The following is a 15,559-nucleotide window of genomic DNA, read 5'->3' as shown; positions in this document are numbered from 1 at the left end:
GGTCAGGTCTGCCCGGCCACGAGTTCCGCGGCGGCCGCGTCGAGTCGCCGCGCGTACCCGGGGGTGATGCTGCCCTCGCGGCGGCGTTCGTCGATCTTGTCGCGGAGCCGGTCCACGGCGGCGGTCACCTCGCCCTCACCGCTCGCGGCGACCGCGTTGCGCAGCAGGTTGCGCAGGTCCACCCCGACGTCCTCGCGGATCTGACCCTCCGCCAGCCCGGCCTCGATCAGCCCGTCGACCCGTTCGGCGGCGTCGGGCTGGCCGGTCGCGGGCGGACGGTTGCCGCCGGTGGCGGGCGCGCTCGACGGTGTGGCCGGCGCCGTGACGACCGGCGGCTCCGGCGCGGGCGCGACGGTGGACGGCGGCTGGACCGGCCCGGCGGTCGGCAGCACCCGGGGGTCCTCCGGCCGGTCCGGTGTCAGCGTGGGCACGAGCAGCGCGGCGGCGGCGACCACCGCCACGCCGGCCGCCGCGAGCGCGAGGACGCGCCGCCGGCTCGGCGCGGCGGCCGGGTTGCCCGGCGGGACCGGGTCCGCGGCCGGCCCGGGCGGCGGGGGAGCAGACGACGGCGGCAGCGCGGGCAGCGTCATGGTGGGCGCCAGCATGGTGGCGGCCTGCGGGTCGGCGGGCAGCATCTGGTCGCGCAGCACGGCCGCCACCCGGTGCGCGGTGGGCCGCTGTCGCGGGTCGCGGGCCAGGCAGCGCAGGCAGATCTCCGCGACCGGTCCCGGCAGCCCCGGTACGCCGTCCAGGCTGGGCTCCGGGCTCTCCGCGAGCGCGGCGCTCAACTCCTCCCAGGTCTCCGCCGGGTACGGCGGGTGCCCGGTCAGCGTCTCGAACAGCAGCACGCCGAGCGAGTAGACGTCGGTGGCCGGCTGGGCCGGCGCCCCGTCCAGCCGTTCCGGCGCCACGTACGCGGGGGTGCCGAACGTGCCGCCGTCCTCGTCGTCGTCCGGCGTCCCGACCCGGGTGGCGATGCCGAAGTCGAGCACCTTCGCGCCGGTGCCGGTCATCATCACGTTGGCCGGGGTCACGTCCCGGTGCACGATGCCGAGCCGGTGCGCGGCGGCGAGCGCCTCGGCCACCTGCGCGCCGGTCTCCACCGCCTCCGGCCAGGGCAGCGGCCCTTCGGTGAGCCGGTGTTCCAGCTCCTCACCGGCGAGCAGCTCCATCACCACGAACGAGGTGATCGAGCCGTCCGGCGCCACCGTCTCGCCGTAGTCGTGCACGGCCGTGACATGTGGATGGTCGAGCTGGGCGGCCGAGCGGGCCTCCTCGCGCACCATGTCGCGGAACCGGGCGTCGGCGGCGAGCGAGGGCGCGAGCACCTTGACCGCCACCACCCGGTCGAGCACCTCGTCGCGGGCCCGCCAGATCACCGACATGCCACCGGCGCCGATCCGGTCGATGAGCCGGTACCGACGGGCCAGCAGGCGGCCGGCCTGGAGTGTCGCCATCAGCTCGCACCTGCCTGGGCTCGGGAGCGCTATCAGGTTGCGTGAATGTGTCTTACCTGTCAACAGTCCGCGCGGCGCCGATCGCGCGGCGCGCATCCGTGATGGCTCCCGGTCACCGCCGGGACCAGCGGGGACGGTCCGCCCGGCCGGCTGTGGGCCGCGTGCCAGGATGAACGTCATGGCAGCAGGTCCGGTGGCGTTCGTGCTCGGCGGCGGGGGAGTGCTCGGCGCGGTCGAGGTGGGGATGCTGCGCGCCCTGTTCCGCGCCCGGATCAAACCCGACCTGGTGCTGGGCACCTCGATCGGCGCGGTCAACGGCGCCCTGGTCGCCGCCGACCCGACCGAGGCGGTCACCGACCGGCTGGTCCGGCTCTGGGCGTCGCCCGAGGCCAGCGAGGTGTACGGCGACTCGGTCGCCCGCCAGCTGCGCCGGTTCGCCGCCCGTACCCACCTGCACTCGCCCCGGCCGCTGTACCGCCTGCTGGAGAGCACACTGGGCGAGGACACCACCTTCGCCGACCTGGCCGTGCCGTTCCGCTGCTGCGCCGCGAACATCGAGCGCGCCGCCGAGCACTGGTTCCACAGCGGGCCGCTGGTGCCGGCCGTGCTCGCCTCCGCCTCGGTGCCCGGGCTGCTGCCCCCGACCCAGATCGACGGCCAGCACTACATCGACGGCGGCGTGGTCAACTCGATCCCGGTCGGCGAGGCGGTGCTGCTCGGCGCGAAGCAGATCTTCGTGCTCCAGGTGGGCCGGATAGAGCGTGAGCTGAGCCCGCCGCGCCGCCCCTGGGAGATCGCCCAGGTGGCGTTCGAGATCGCCCGCCGGCACCGGTTCGCGCGGGAGATGGCGGCGCTGCCCGAGGACGTGGAGGTACACGTGCTGCCCACCGGCGGGCTGGAGCCGCGCGACGACAGCCCGTGGGCGTACCGGGACACCGCGGCGGTGGGCCGGCGGATCAGTCGCGCGTACACTGCCTCCCGCCGATACCTGGACACCGCGCTGGAGCGCTGATGCCGTTGCCGCCCCGCTGGCTCCGCCGGCTGGTGCTCGCGCCCGGAGTGGTGCTGCTCGCCTTCTTCGTGGTGACCACGCTGCCGGCCTGGGCGCTGCTCGCGCTCGCCGCGTCGCCGCTGGTGCCGGGACGGCTGCGCCCGCTGCGGCTGCTCTGGTTCGGCACCGTCTACCTGGTCTGGGACGCCGCCGCGCTGCTGGCCCTCTTCCTGCTCTGGCTGGCCTCCGGCTTCGGCGTCTACAAGCGTGCGCCGGCCTTCCAGCGGGCCCACTACGTGCTCGCCGGATGGTTCCTGCGGGTGATGTTCTGGCAGGCCCGGTGGACGCTGCGGCTGAGCATCGACGTGGTCGGCACCGACCCGGACACCGCCCTGCCCGGCCGCCCCGAGCTGGTGGTCTGCCGGCACGCCGGGCCCGGTGACTCGTTCATCCTGATCCACGCGCTGGTGAACTGGTTCAATCGGGAACCCCGGATCGTGCTCAAGGAGACGCTCCAGTGGGATCCGGCCATCGACGTGCTGCTCAACCGGCTGCCCAACCGGTTCATCGCGGCCGGGCCGGACGGGCGCGACTCGGTGGTGCGGCAGATCGGGCACCTGGCCACCGGCCTGGACGACGACGACGCCTTCGTGATCTTCCCGGAGGGGGGCAACTTCACCCCGTCCCGGCGGCTGCGCGCGATCGACCGGCTCCGCGGGCTCGGGCTGGAGCGGATGGCGCGCCGCGCCGAGCGGATGCGGCACGTGCTCGCCCCGCAGCCCGGCGGGCTGCTCGCCGCGCTCGACGCCGCGCCGGACGCCGGAGTGATCTTCGTGGCGCACACCGGCCTGGACCAGATGCTCACCGTCGCCGACGTGTGGCGCGAACTGCCGATGGACAAGCGGATCGTGATGCGGTTCTGGTCGGTGCCGCCGGAGGAGATCCCGGCCGGCGAGCAGGAACGCATCGACTGGCTGTTCGACTGGTGGGCCCGCATCGACAGGTGGATCGCGGACAACCGCAACGGCACCGTCGACGCCTGATCCGATTCCCCGCGCCTGTTCGGCGCGCCGGCCGCGCGCCGCGTAAGGTGCGCTGGTGGAGCAGATCTGCGTGGTGACGACTGTGGTGGACGCCCGCGGGGTCGCGGACGTGCTGGCGGCCGCGGCGGTCGCCGGCCGGCTGGCGGCGTGCGCCCAGGTCGGCGGCCCGGTGGACAGCACCTACTGGTGGCAGTCGGCGATCCAGACCACCGCCGAGTGGCAGGTGCGGTTCAAGACCGCGCCGGACCGGGTGGACGCGCTGGTCGACCAGCTCCGCGCCAACCACCCGTACGAGGTGCCGGAGATCCTGGTCAGCCGGGAGGACAGCGGCAACCCCGGTTACACCGCCTGGGTGCGCGAGCAGACCCGGCCCTAGGTACTCCTACTCTGTCCGCCCGCCCCGCCGCCCGCGAAGCTGGCCGGGTGGAGAACACCGGCTACCCCTGCCCCGGTTGCGGCGCCCCGGCCGACCTCGTCGCCGGATGCCGCGGCTGCGGCCGTCCGCCCTACCCGCCCGCCGCCGAGGTGATCCGGCTGGACCGGGAGATCACCGAGCTGGCGCCGCGCGTCGAGGCGGCCCGGCTCGCGTACCACGATCTGTCCGGCCGCCTGTCCACGGCCCGGCAGCGGCGGTCGGCGCTGGCCGCCCGGATCCGTCAGGAGATCCCCGTGCCGGGCGCCGCCGGTCCCGCGCCGCTCCCGGCGCCGCCGCCGCGTCAAATCCCGCAGGCCCCCGCCCCGGTACGCCCCGGCGGCGCGGAAACCTCCACCCGGGCGGTGCAGGGGCTGCTGTTCGTCCTGGGTGGACTGCTGCTCGGCACCGCCGCCGTGGTGTTCACCGCTGTCGCCTGGGCCACGTTCGGGGTGACCGGCCGGGCGCTGGTCCTGCTGGCGGTCACCGCGCTTGCTCTGGCCGCGCCGCTCGTCGCCCGGGCGCGCGGGCTGCGCGGCACCGCCGAGACGCTCGCCTCGGTGGCGTTGCTGCTGGTGGTCCTGGACGGGTACGCCGCCTGGTCGGTGGACCTGTTCGGGGTGACCGGCCTGCCCGGCAGCCGGTACGCGGCGCTGGTCGCTGCCGTCAGTACCGCGGTGGCGGCCGGATACGCGCTGGTCAGCCGGCTCACCGCACCCTGGTTCGCGGCGTGGCTGCTGGCGCAGCCGGTGCTGCCCCTGGCCGTGGCCGCGTTCCGGCCCACCGCCGCCGGCTGGGCGCTGGTGCTGACCGCCGTGGCGCTCGGCGACCTCGCGGTGGTGGTGGCGCTGCGCCGCCGTACCTCCGGCAACCGCGCCGCGGTGGCGGCCGGGCTGGTGCTGGGCTGGACCGGGCACGGCGTGGCGCTGGTCCTGGCGGCCGGCTGCGCGCTGGTGCCGCTGGCGGTCGGCCACGCGGCGGGCACGCCGCTGCTGGCCGGTGGCCCGCTGCTGCTGGTGGTGCTGGCAGCGGTCGTGGGCGCGGTAGCGGCCGGCGGCCGGTTCTGGCGCGCGACCACCACCGGACTGCTGGCGCCGGTGCTCGCGGGCGCGTTGATCCGGCCGGTCGCCGAGCTGCGTTCCGGGCTGCTGCTGATCGCCGCCGGCCTCGTGGTGGCGGCGCTCGCCGGTGCGGTCCGGGCGCTGCCCGCGCCGGTGCGGACCGGTCCGCTCGTGGGCGTGCTCGCGGTGGCCGCCGCGCTGGGCCAGGTCACCGTCGTGCTCACCGGCGTGGTCGGCGCGGCGACCGCGAGCGCCTCGTTCCCGGCCTGGCAGGGCGGGCGGGACGTGCCGGTCCCGTCCTGGGGCTGGCAGCTCCCGGCGGCCCTGCTGCTGACCGCCGGCGCGGTCGCGCTGCTGACGCCCCGGGCCGGCCGGCCGCTGGTCGGTGTGATCGCCGCCGGGCTGGTCGCGCTCGCCGCGCCGGCCGTGACGGCCGTGCCGTGGCCGCTGGTGCTGGTGGTGGACCTCGTGGCGGCCGCCGCGCTGCTGCTGGCGGCGGTGGCCCGGCCGCGCCCGGGCCGGGTGGCGGTCCCGGTCGCCGCGTCGGCCGCCGCGGTGCTGCTCGGGCACGCGCTGCTGGTCGGTGTCGCCGCGCCCGGCGGGGCGGTGGCGGTGCTCGCCGTGACGGCGCTGCTCGGCGTGACGGTGGCCGGGCTGGGCCGGCGCGGGCTGGGCGCGCAGCCGGTCGTCGGCGGCGTCGCGCTCGCGGTGGCGCTGGTCGCCGTACCGGCGGCGGTGGCCGTCGCGCTGTTCGGCCTCGGCGCGCCGCCGTGGTGGCAACTGCGGGGTGCGGCCGCCGCCGTCGTGGTGCCGGTGGTCGTCGTCCTCGCCGTCCGTCGCCTGTGGACCGACCTGAGCGGGTACGCCTCGACCGGGTTCGCCGTGGCGCTCGCCGGGACCGGCCTGGTGCCGCTCGTCGCGCCGGGCGGGGAACCGGTGGCGCTCTACGCGGCGGCGGGGGTCCTGCTGGCGCTCGCCGCCGGGGGTGGCTCCCGGCCGGCGGCCGCCCCGCGCGCGGTGGGCGCCGCGCTGGCCGTGGTGGCGTTGCTGGCCACGGCGCGGACCGTGCTGCTGGTGTTCGCGGGCCTGCCGGTGCGGCCCGGGTCCGGGGTGCCCGCCGCCGCGGCGGCTTCCGCCGGGACCGCCCGCGCCGGGCTGGTGCTGCTGCTCCTGGGCGTCGCCGCCGGGGCGTACGCCGCGACGGGTCGCCGCGTCGCGTGGTGGGTCGCCGGGGCGCCGTTCGGCGCGGTGGCGCTGCCGGTGCTGGCCGAGGCGGCCGGCGCGCCCTGGCCGGTGGTGCCGGCGACGGCGTTCGGGGTCGGGCTGGCCGCGTTGCTGACCGCCGCGCTGACCGGGGCGTACCGGGCGGTGCTCGTGCCGCTGGCAGTGGTGCTGGCCGTACCCGGGTTCGGTGGTCTGCTCGCCACCCGGGCCGGGACGCTCGCCGCGCTCGGTGTGCTGGTGGTGGCCGGGGCGGTGACCGGGGTGGCCGGACGGCCGGCGGTGGTCCGGATCGTGGGGTGGCTGGGCGCCGTCGCGGCGGCCACCGGGTTCGCCCTCGTCGCGTCGCTGACGGCCGGGCAGTCGCTGCGTACCGGGGCGTTCGCGGTCCTGGCCGTCGCGGCCGTGACGCTGCACGCGGCGCCGCTGCTGCGCGTGGTCCGGTCCGGCGGTCCGGGCGGCGTCGGGCGGGCCGGCACGTGGGCGCTGGAGGCGGCGGCGCAGGCGGTGGCGCTGCTCGCGCTGCTGCTCACCGGCGGCTCGTTGCGGCACGCGGCGGCGGTCTGCGTGCTGTGGGGCGTGGCCGTCGCGGTCCGGGTGCTGCGCCGGAGCGAGTCGCCGGGCGGGCGTCGCGTGCTGGCCGCGGTGGCCGCCGGCAGCGAACTGGTCGGTGGGTGGCTGGTGCTGGCCGCGCGCGGGGTGGTCGTGCTGGAGGCGTACACGCTGCCGGCGGCGGCGCTCGCCCTGGGCGCCGGGCTGCTGGCGCTGCGACGCCGGCCCGGGCTGACCAGCTGGCTGACGTTCGGTCCGGCGCTCGGCGCGGCGTTCCTGCCGAGCCTCGTGTCGGTGCTCGTCTCCGGTGAGCCGCAGCCGTGGCGGCGGCTCGCGCTCGGCGCGGCGGCGGTGGCGGTGGTGCTGGGCGGGGCGGCCCGGCGCTGGCAGGCGCCGGTGGTGCTGGGCGCGGCCACGCTGGTGCCGCTGGCGCTGCACGAGCTGGCCCGGGGCTGGGACCTGCTGCCCCGCTGGCTCTTCCTGGGCGTGGGCGGGCTGCTGCTGATCGGGCTGGCCGCCACCTACGAGCGGCGCCGGCGTGATCTGGTCCGGCTGCGCGAGGCCGTGGCCCGCCTCGGCTGACCCGAGCGGCGAGCCCTCTCACCGACTGTGGTGAGAGGGCTTCGCTGCGCCGGTGCGCCTCACCTGATCGGCGAGCCGCCGTCGACCGGGATGGTGTGGCCGTGGATGAACGACGCGTCGTCGCTGGCGAGGAAGCAAACCGCGCGGGCGATCTCGTGCGGTTCGCCGTACCGGCCGGCGGGCGCCTGCATGGTCAGGTCGTAGAACGGGAAGTCGCTGGTGATCTCCGCGCCCTCGAAGGCGGCGGTCTTGATCACGCCGGGGCCGATGCCCACAGCGCGGATGCCCTGGTGGCCGTAGTCGTAGGCGATCTGCTTGGTGAGCCCGATGACGCCGTGCTTGGCGGTGGTGTACTCCGCGCCGACCTCGCTGGCGACCAGGCCGGACGCCGACGACACGTTGATCACGACACCCTTGCCGCGCTCCAGCATGTGCGGCAACGTGGCCTTTGTGGCGAGGAAGACGCCCTTCAGGTCAACCTCCATGACGCGGTCCCACTGCTTGTTCTCGATCTCCAGCAGCGGCACGTACGCGCCGAACACGCCGGCGTTGTTCACCAGCACGTCGATGCGCCCGTACGCGTCGAGGGCGGTGCTCACCATGGCGCGTACCGACTCCTCGTCGGTGACGTCGGCCGCCACCGCCACCGCGTCGCCGCCGGCTTCCTTGACGCGGGTGACAGTCGCCTCGGCGCGTTCCAGGGAGAGATCGGAGACGACGACCTTCGCGCCTTCGGCGGCCAGCTCGACGCACATGGACATGCCGAGTCCGGAGCCGACCTGGTCGGGGCTGAAGCCGCCGCCCGTCACGAGCACCACCTTGTCTGTCAATCCACGCACCGTGATGTCTCCCGTCTGTCGATGACCGTGCGTCCGGCACGGCTGACCGTTCGGATGAACTGTACTCATCTTTACGTACAGATTAGCTGTTCAGAGGGGGTGCGCCCACCGATGCGTGGGCTTGCTGCGGTGTGACGAAGATCGTTTGCCCGGGTCCGGCCCGGCGGGGTAGGGACAGCACCACCCCCGAGCCGGGGGTGTGCGGGATTACCCACGGCGACGATCGTCGCCAGAATCGGTGACGGAGAGTCGCGTACGAGAGCGTGGCTCGCGCATCGGGGGGCGACATGACTTCTTCCACGTCGACGGAACCCGCGGCACGGCGGGGCAGCGACTACGCGCGGCTGTCCCGCCGCATCGCCGAGGCGGGACTGTTCGAGCGGCGGCCCGGCCGGTACGCGCTGCGGATCGCGCTCACGCTCGGCGCGTTCCTGGCCGGCTGGGCCCTGGTGGCGCTCGTCGGTGACTCGTGGTGGCAGGTGCCGCTTGCAGTGGTGATGGCGGTGGCCACCACCCAGGTGGCGTTCCTCGGCCACGACGCCGGGCACCGGCAGATGTTCCGGCGGCGCGGGCCCAGCGAGGCGGCCGGGCTGGTCGCCGGCAACCTCGCCGTCGGGCTCAGCTACGGCTGGTGGGTCGACAAGCACAACCGCCACCACGCCAACCCGAACCACACCGACGACCCGGACGTCGGCGCGGGCGCGCTGGTGTGGACGTACGAGCAGGCGAGCGCCACGCGCGGCCTGGGCCGGTGGATGGCCCGCCGCCAAGCGTGGCTGTTCTTCCCGCTGCTGCTGCTGGAAGGGCTGGCGCTGCACGTGGCGAGCGTGCGGGCGCTCGTCGACCGCGAACCGGACGGGCGGTGGCGGGTGCCGATGCGGCACCGCGCGGTGGAGGCGCTGCTGCTCGCCGCCCACGCCGCCGGCTACCTCGGTCTGCTGTTCGCGGTCATGTCACCGGCCAAGGCGCTGGTGTTCGCGGCCGTGCACCAAGGGCTGTGGGGCCTCTACATGGGCTGCTCGTTCGCCCCGAACCACAAGGGCATGCCGATGCCCACCGACGAGGACGAGCTGGACTACCTGCGTAAGCAGGTGCTCACCTCGCGCAACGTACGCGGTGGCCGGCTCGTCGACCTGGCGCTGGGCGGGCTCAACTACCAGATCGAGCACCACCTGTTCCCGAACATGCCCCGCGCCAACCTGCGCCGGGCCCGGCCGCTGGTGATGGCGTACTGCGCGGAGCAGGGCGTCCCGTACGCGGAGACCGGGCTGATCGAGTCGTACCGGCAGGCGCTGGCGCACCTGCACGACGTGGGCCGCCCGCTGCGCGCGGGCTGACCCGGCCGGCTCCCGGTAGGGTCGTCGCTTGGTGGAGGGCGCGCCACGGTGGTGGCGCGCGGCACGGCGGGGCGTACCACCCCGACCGCGTCACGGGACGACATCGTGCGGAGCTGCGGCATGAGATTCGAGATCAGCAAGGTGCTCGACGCCATCGAGGGACGGGTCTGCACCGATCCGTCGCTGGCCCGGGCCGTGGTCGACCTGGCCGAGGTCATCCGCTGGCAGAACCTGGACGGCGGTCGGCCGGCCAGCCTGCTGCGCCTTGGCATGGTCATCGACGCGCTGTCCCGGCAGATCGGTGAGGACAGCGTCCCGGTCTACGCGATCGTGCACCGGGCGCTGCTGTCCGACGCCGACCTGACCTCCAACGAGCGGATGGTGGTCCGCCGCTGGGCCGACGACGGCCTGGTGGAGGTGCTCGACCAGCCCGGTGACCGGATGCTGGAGGTGGCCGACCTGCTCGGCCTGCCGGTGCTCACCCGGGCCCGGCTGGACGGGCTGGTGGGCCGGTACCCGTGGCTCGGGCAGGCCGGGCGCGTGCTCGCCCCGGTGCCCGGCGCCGGTGGGCCGGTGTTCATCGCGCACGTCGGCGGCGGCCAGGACCCGGCCACCGGCAGCCGCTCACCGGCCGGCGTCAAGTTGCTCTCCCGGCAGTGGCGCTGCCCCGAACCGGGCTGCGCGCTGTTCGGCGGCGGCGGGGGCGGCGGCGCGTTCGCCGACCTGGCCGCCGTGGACCGGGCGCCGGCCGAGCAGCCGCCGCCCACGCTGCGCACCGGCGCCCCGACCTGCCCCCGGCACGGCGCGCGGCTCTCCGACGCCGGTCCGCGCCCGCGTACCGAGGTGCTCGCGGTGCGCATCGGCGGGCTGGTGCGCAAGCGGTTCGCGCTCACCGAGACCGAGCCGGTGCAGGTCGGCCGGGCGCCGGAGGGGCCGGGCGCGGTGACGCTGGGCCAGTGGCTCAACGACGAGGCCCGGCGCTGGATCAGCCGCAGCCACATCCGGCTGGAGCTGCGCGTGGGCGAGGTGGTGGTCACCGACACCAGCACCAACGGCTCCGGCGTACGCCCGGGTGGCTCGATGGCGGAGAACGAGCGGATCGCGCTGGCGCCGCAGCAGTCCCGGGTGCTCGCCGAGGGGGACCTGATCGAGCTGTACCCGGGCGTGCAGGTGGGCCGCGCCGCCAAGATGAGCAGCGACGCCACGTACACCCCGAACTCGGTGATGGCCGAGGCGCCGACGATGGCGATGCGGCTGCCACGTCAGTGACCCGCACGCGAAGGCGCCGGGACCGTCGCGGTCCCGGCGCCTTCTCGCGTACGGCCTCAGCCGGCCAGCACGGCGGCGAGCTGCGCCACCGCGTGGTCGATCTCCTCTTCGGTGATCACCAGCGGCGGGGCGAGCCGGATGGTCGAACCGTGCGTGTCCTTGGCGAGCACACCCCGCTCCATCAGCAGCTCGCACGCCTGCCGGCCGGTCATCAGCGCCGGGTCGATGTCCAGTCCGGCCCACAGGCCGCGACCGCGTACCGCCACCAGGCCCTTGCCGATCAGGCCGCGCAGGCCGGCGTGCAGCCGCTCGCCCAGCTCGGCCGAGCGGCGCTGGAACTCGCCGGTCGCCAGCAGCCGGACCACCTCGGTCGCGACCGCGCAGGCAAGCGGGTTGCCGCCGAACGTCGAGCCGTGCTGGCCTGGCTGGAGCACGCCCAGCACGTCGCGGTTCGCGGCCACCGCCGACACCGGCACGATGCCGCCGCCGAGCGCCTTGCCGAGCAGGTACATGTCCGGCTCGACGCCCTCGTGCTCGCAGGCGAACGTCGCGCCGGTACGCCCCAGGCCCGACTGGATCTCGTCGGCGACGAACAGCACGTTGCGCTCGGTGCAGACCCGGCGCACACCCGGCAGGTAACCCTCCGGCGGCACCACGACGCCCTGCTCACCCTGGATCGGCTCCAGCAGCACGGCCACCGTGTTCTCGTCGATCGCCTCGGTCAACGCGGCCAGGTCGCCGTAGGGGACCACGGTGAAACCCGGGGTGTACGGCCCGAAGTCGGCGCGCGCGTCGGAGTCGGTGGAGAAGCTGACGATGGTGGTCGTACGGCCGTGGAAGTTGCCCTCCGCCACCACGATGTTGGCCTGGCCCGGCGTGACGCCCTTGACCTGGTAGCCCCACTTGCGGGCCACCTTGATGCCGGTCTCCACCGCCTCGGCGCCGGTGTTCATCGGCAGCACCAGGTCCTTGCCGCAGAGCGCGGCCAGCTCGCGGCAGAAGTCGGCGAACTGGTCGTGGATGAACGCGCGGCTGGTCAGCGTGAGCCGGTCGAGCTGCGCGTGCGCGGCCTCGATCAGCTTCGGGTGCCGGTGGCCGAAGTTCAGCGCCGAGTATCCCGCCAGGCAGTCCAGGTAGCGGCGGCCGTCCACGTCGGTCAGCCAGGCGCCCTCGGCCGACGAGATCACCACGGGCAGCGGGTGGTAGTTGTGCGCCGTGTGACGCTCCGCGTCCCGGACCGCGGACGGAGTCCGCAGCATGTCGTCGATGATCACTTGCTCGCCTTTCCCTGACGGAGTCGCAACGTGCAGCACTTCGGTCCGCCGCCGGCCTTGCGCAGCTCGGACAGGTCGATCCCGATGGTCTCGTAGCCCCGGTCGCGCAGCTTCGCGGCCAGGTCGGTGGCCTGCGCGGGCAGCACCACGTGCCGGCCGTCGCTGACCGCGTTCAGGCCCAGCACCTCGGCGTCGGCCATGGTGGCGTGGATCGCGTCCGGGAACAGCCGGCGCAGCACCGCCCGGCTGCCGGGGGAGAACGCCTCCGGCAGGTACGCCACGGTGCGCTCGTCGAGCACGGTGAGCGCGGTGTCCAGGTGGTAGAAGCGGGGATCCACCAGCTGCATGGTGACCACCGGGTAGCCGAAGACCTCCTGGAGCTGCGCGTGCGAGGCGTGCGCGGTGCGGAACCCGGTGCCGGCGAGCAGGTGGTCACCGGCCAGCAGGATGTCGCCCTCGCCCTCGTTGACGTGCTTCGGGTCGTACATCTCGAAGCCGGCGGCCTCGAACCAGGCCCGGTACGCGGGCGCCTCGTCGGCGCGCTGCGGGTCGCGGAACTGCACCGCCATGGCCTTGCCGTCGATCACGGTGCCGCCGTTCGCGGCGAAGACCATGTCCGGCAGGCCGGCGACCGGCTCGATCAGGTCGACCTCGTGGCCCAGGTCGAGGTACGTGCGCCGAAGCTGCTCCCACTGCCGGATCGCCAGGTCGGCGTCGACCGGGGCGGTCGGGTCCATCCACGGGTTGATCGCGTAGTCGACGGCGAAGTACGTCGGCCGGCACATCAGAAAGCGCTGGCGGATGGCGTCCATCGTCATGTCGTGCTCCCAGGGTCGGGCGCGCCCGGCCACCGTCGGCCCACGGGCTGGCGCCGTGGTCCAACGTTATGCGGCCCGGGTAGACGACATCCACCGCGAGAAGTTGCGTTGAGCAGCGAATCGTTGCGTTGAGCCAGTGGGCGGCGAACGATCGTTGCGTCGACGCCGGACACACTTCGGGGGCGGCGAACCGCCGCCCCCGAAAGAGGTGTTGCCCGGCCGGTGAACCACCGGAGCTGATCAGGCTGCCGCCGCCCTGCGTCGGCGATCGGGACAGTGCCCGTCAGAACCAGTTGGCAAACTGTGAGTCGAGCCACTCGCGGAAGCGGCCCACCCAGTCGCCGTCGGTGGTCGGCCAGTCGAACTGGCCGGTCATCGCCACGATGCCGAGCACCACCGCGGCCAGGCCGACGGCGATGCCGATCAGCGCGTCGGTCTTGCCCGCCACGTGCCGGCGACGGGTCGCGATCAGGCCCAGCACGGCCAGCACCGCGCCGGCCGCGCCGACGCCGATGCCGTACCCGGCGAGCGTGCCGGAGAGCACGAACAGCGCCCCGACCACCGAGACGATCAGGCCGAGCGTGGCGAGCAGGCTGGCCCGGGGACGCTTCGTGGTGTACGGCTCCGGCCGGTCCACCCGGCCGTCGCCGTCGGTGTCCGTACCGTCGGGGCGGCCGTCCCGGTCGAGGTCGGTGCGGCCGTCGCGGTCCAGGTCGGTGGTGCGCTCGGCGACGGGCGCCGCGCCGGCGGTCCGCGCGTCGGTCACCGGGACGGTCCGCGTGTCGGCGTCGACCCGGCGGCCGGTGACCGCACGCGCCGCCGCGCCCCGGTCCGCGGCCCGCCGCCGTGCCTCCGCCTCCCGCTCGTCGTCGGCCGCCACGGTCCGGCGGCCGGTCGTCGTGGTCGCCGTCCGGCCGTCGGTGGTGGCGTCGAGGTCGCGTGCGTCCCGGTCGGTCGCCGCGTCCCGGGCGCGCTCGTCGTCGGTGGCGGTGGCGGCGCTGCGGTACGTGGTCCGCTCCTCGTCGCGGTCGGTGACCACCGGCCGGTCGGCCGGCTGCTCGGCGGTCCGGTCGCGTTCGTCGACGACACCGTCGCCGTTGGTATCGGTACTGGTCGCCGGAGCGTTCCGGCGGGACAGGATCTTCACTGTGGCACCTCCTGATCCAGGCGCGGAGGCCGCGCATGACATGCAGGAAGTACCCAGGGGTGCCGAAATCGACACCCCTGGGCTCGCTCCGCACGCTCAGGCGTGCCGTCCGGTCACGCCACCGTGCGTGACCACTGCTGGTTGGTGCCCGAACCGCAGGTGTACTGCTGGACGTCCGCGCCGTCTCCGGTGCCGGCGTTGACGACGTCCAGGCACTTGCCGCTGTGCCGGGCCCGCAACTGGAACCAGCCGTCGCGCGCGGCCCACTGCCACTGCTGGTTGGCGCCGCTGCCGCAGGTGTACTGGATGATGTTGGCGCCGTCGGCGGTGCTCGCGCTGGCGACGTCGAGACACTTGCCGCTCGCGGCGTTGACGAGGCGGAACCATCCGCCGCCGGCGTCCTGGAACTCCCACCTCTGGTTCCCGCCGCCGTTCCAGCTCCACTGCTTGACCTCGGCGTTGTTCGCCGTGGAGCCGTTGATCACGTCCAGCACCCGGCCGCTGTGCCGGGCGGTGACGCGGTAGTACGCGGGCGAGTTGCCGGTGACGGTGCCCGCCGCCGCGTCGATGGTGACCGACGGGTACCAGGTCAGGCTCATGCTGGTGGCGGTCGGAAAGGCGATCGGCAGCCACACGTACTGGGAGTCGTTGGCCGGGCCGCCCCACGCTCCGGCCCACCTGTCACCCAGATAGAGGTAGCTGGTGCCGGACGTGCCCTGGATCGGCAGCACGAACGCCGGCTGCGAGTTGAACGTGGTGCCGTTGCCCACGTCGGTCCAGCCGCTCCACGGTCCCGAGATGCTCGGCGCGGTGGCGTACCGGGCCTGGTTCGGGCTCCACCCCGTCGCCCCCGACGTCAGCAGGAAGTAGGTGCTGCCCCGCTTGAACATCGCCGGCGCCTCGCGGTGCGCGCCGTCCCAGAAGTTGCCCACCAGGGTGGCCACGTTGAGGTAGTCCGACGTGAGCCGGTAGATGTTCAGGTCGTAGTTGTCGTCGGCGGCCGAGATCATGTACGCGGTGCCGTTGTCGTTGTAGAGCGTGATGTCCCGGGACATGTGCTGCCCGAGCGGCCGGAAACTGCCGTGATAGGTGTAGCTGCCGTCCACAGTGGCCGAGGAGGCGACAGCCGCCCGGGCCTCGTTGTAGTCGGACCCGTTCTCCTTGTGCATCCACATCACGAACCGGCCGGTGGCGGCGTTGTAGATGACCTTCGGCCGTTCGATGTTGGCGACCCGCAGCTCGGCCGCCGACGACTGGGTGAGCACGTTGTTGCGGAACTCCCAGGTGCGCAGGTCCGTCGAGCGGTAGACGGAGACCGCCAGGAACGTGTTGTCCGGGTTGCGGTTCTCGCCGAACCAGTAGTAGTAGTCGCCGACCTTGAGCACGCCGCCGCCGTGGGCGTGCACCACGGCGCCGCTCGTGTCGGTGAACTGGGTGCCGTTGGTGACTGTCACCGGCGCCGCCAGCGCGCCCGCCGCCGGTCCCAGCACCGCCGCCGCGAGAGCCACCGCGAGCGCCACCACGACCGCGCCGTACCGTGTCGTCCCTCGCACGGC

General features: G+C 74.6%; 12 protein-coding genes. 6 read left to right on the top strand and 6 right to left on the bottom strand.

Going from position 1 to position 15,559, the window contains the following annotated elements:
• Positions 1 to 2: 2 nt before the first annotated feature.
• Complete coding sequence (locus tag J3R08_RS26175) at positions 3 to 1,457, bottom strand: serine/threonine-protein kinase (RefSeq protein WP_064447865.1); 1,455 nt, start codon at positions 1,455 to 1,457, stop codon at positions 3 to 5.
• Positions 1,458 to 1,635: 178 nt separating this feature from the next.
• On the opposite strand from J3R08_RS26175, the gene J3R08_RS26170 reads away from it, so the two are divergent.
• The 4 genes from J3R08_RS26170 to J3R08_RS26155 are packed head-to-tail and all read left to right on the top strand — an operon-like array spanning position 1,636 to position 7,319.
• Complete coding sequence (locus J3R08_RS26170; RefSeq protein ID WP_043328558.1) at positions 1,636 to 2,469, top strand: patatin-like phospholipase family protein; 834 nt, start codon at positions 1,636 to 1,638, stop codon at positions 2,467 to 2,469.
• Positions 2,469 to 3,491, top strand: a complete 1,023-nt coding sequence (locus J3R08_RS26165) for a 1-acyl-sn-glycerol-3-phosphate acyltransferase (RefSeq protein ID WP_064447864.1) — start codon at positions 2,469 to 2,471, stop codon at positions 3,489 to 3,491. Before J3R08_RS26170 ends, J3R08_RS26165 begins: the two co-directional genes overlap by 1 nt.
• A gap of 55 nt (positions 3,492 to 3,546) precedes the next feature.
• Positions 3,547 to 3,867 carry a divalent-cation tolerance protein CutA gene (cutA, locus tag J3R08_RS26160; protein WP_030503202.1) on the top strand — a complete coding sequence of 107 codons (321 nt, stop codon included), beginning with the start codon at positions 3,547 to 3,549 and terminating at the stop codon, positions 3,865 to 3,867.
• A gap of 47 nt (positions 3,868 to 3,914) precedes the next feature.
• Positions 3,915 to 7,319 carry an SCO7613 C-terminal domain-containing membrane protein gene (locus J3R08_RS26155; protein WP_209963080.1) on the top strand — a complete coding sequence of 1,135 codons (3,405 nt, stop codon included), beginning with the start codon at positions 3,915 to 3,917 and terminating at the stop codon, positions 7,317 to 7,319.
• 59 nt (positions 7,320 to 7,378) lie between these two features.
• Here J3R08_RS26155 and J3R08_RS26150 read toward each other — a convergent pair whose 3' ends face one another.
• Positions 7,379 to 8,158 carry an SDR family NAD(P)-dependent oxidoreductase gene (locus J3R08_RS26150; protein WP_209963077.1) on the bottom strand — a complete coding sequence of 260 codons (780 nt, stop codon included), beginning with the start codon at positions 8,156 to 8,158 and terminating at the stop codon, positions 7,379 to 7,381.
• Between the two features lie 287 nt (positions 8,159 to 8,445).
• Here J3R08_RS26150 and J3R08_RS26145 point away from each other — a divergent pair, with 287 nt between their 5' ends.
• Both J3R08_RS26145 and J3R08_RS26140 read left to right on the top strand, forming a co-directional pair.
• Entirely contained in the window at positions 8,446 to 9,495 is a 1,050-nt protein-coding gene (locus tag J3R08_RS26145; protein ID WP_209963075.1) for an acyl-CoA desaturase, read from the top strand.
• A gap of 120 nt (positions 9,496 to 9,615) precedes the next feature.
• Positions 9,616 to 10,764 (top strand): FHA domain-containing protein, encoded by a 1,149-nt coding sequence (locus J3R08_RS26140; RefSeq protein ID WP_064447934.1) that lies wholly within the window; start codon positions 9,616 to 9,618, stop codon positions 10,762 to 10,764.
• A gap of 56 nt (positions 10,765 to 10,820) precedes the next feature.
• Here J3R08_RS26140 and rocD read toward each other — a convergent pair whose 3' ends face one another.
• The 4 genes from rocD to J3R08_RS26120 all read right to left on the bottom strand — a co-directional run bounded on the left by rocD (position 10,821) and on the right by J3R08_RS26120 (position 15,556).
• Positions 10,821 to 12,035 (bottom strand): ornithine--oxo-acid transaminase, encoded by a 1,215-nt coding sequence (rocD, locus tag J3R08_RS26135; RefSeq protein WP_176722746.1) that lies wholly within the window; start codon positions 12,033 to 12,035, stop codon positions 10,821 to 10,823.
• Positions 12,035 to 12,850, bottom strand: a complete 816-nt coding sequence (ddaH, locus tag J3R08_RS26130) for a dimethylargininase (protein WP_181373781.1) — start codon at positions 12,848 to 12,850, stop codon at positions 12,035 to 12,037. The genes rocD and ddaH overlap by 1 nt, the downstream gene beginning before the upstream one ends.
• Before the next feature lie 289 nt (positions 12,851 to 13,139).
• Positions 13,140 to 14,003, bottom strand: coding sequence for a DUF4190 domain-containing protein (locus tag J3R08_RS26125; protein WP_104114522.1), 864 nt, complete (start codon positions 14,001 to 14,003; stop codon positions 13,140 to 13,142).
• A 113-nt stretch (positions 14,004 to 14,116) separates the two neighbouring features.
• The gene (locus J3R08_RS26120) at positions 14,117 to 15,556 is read right to left on the bottom strand and encodes an RICIN domain-containing protein (protein WP_209963073.1); all 1,440 of its coding nucleotides are present in this window, start codon (positions 15,554 to 15,556) and stop codon (positions 14,117 to 14,119) included.
• Positions 15,557 to 15,559: the final 3 nt, after the last annotated feature.

The sequence above is a fragment of the Micromonospora sp. HB375 genome (genome assembly GCF_017872985.1).
GTDB lineage: Bacteria > Actinomycetota > Actinomycetes > Mycobacteriales > Micromonosporaceae > Micromonospora > Micromonospora chalcea.
The sequence above is the reverse complement of the archived record's forward strand: the minus strand, read 5'-3'. Positions and strand labels throughout refer to the sequence as shown.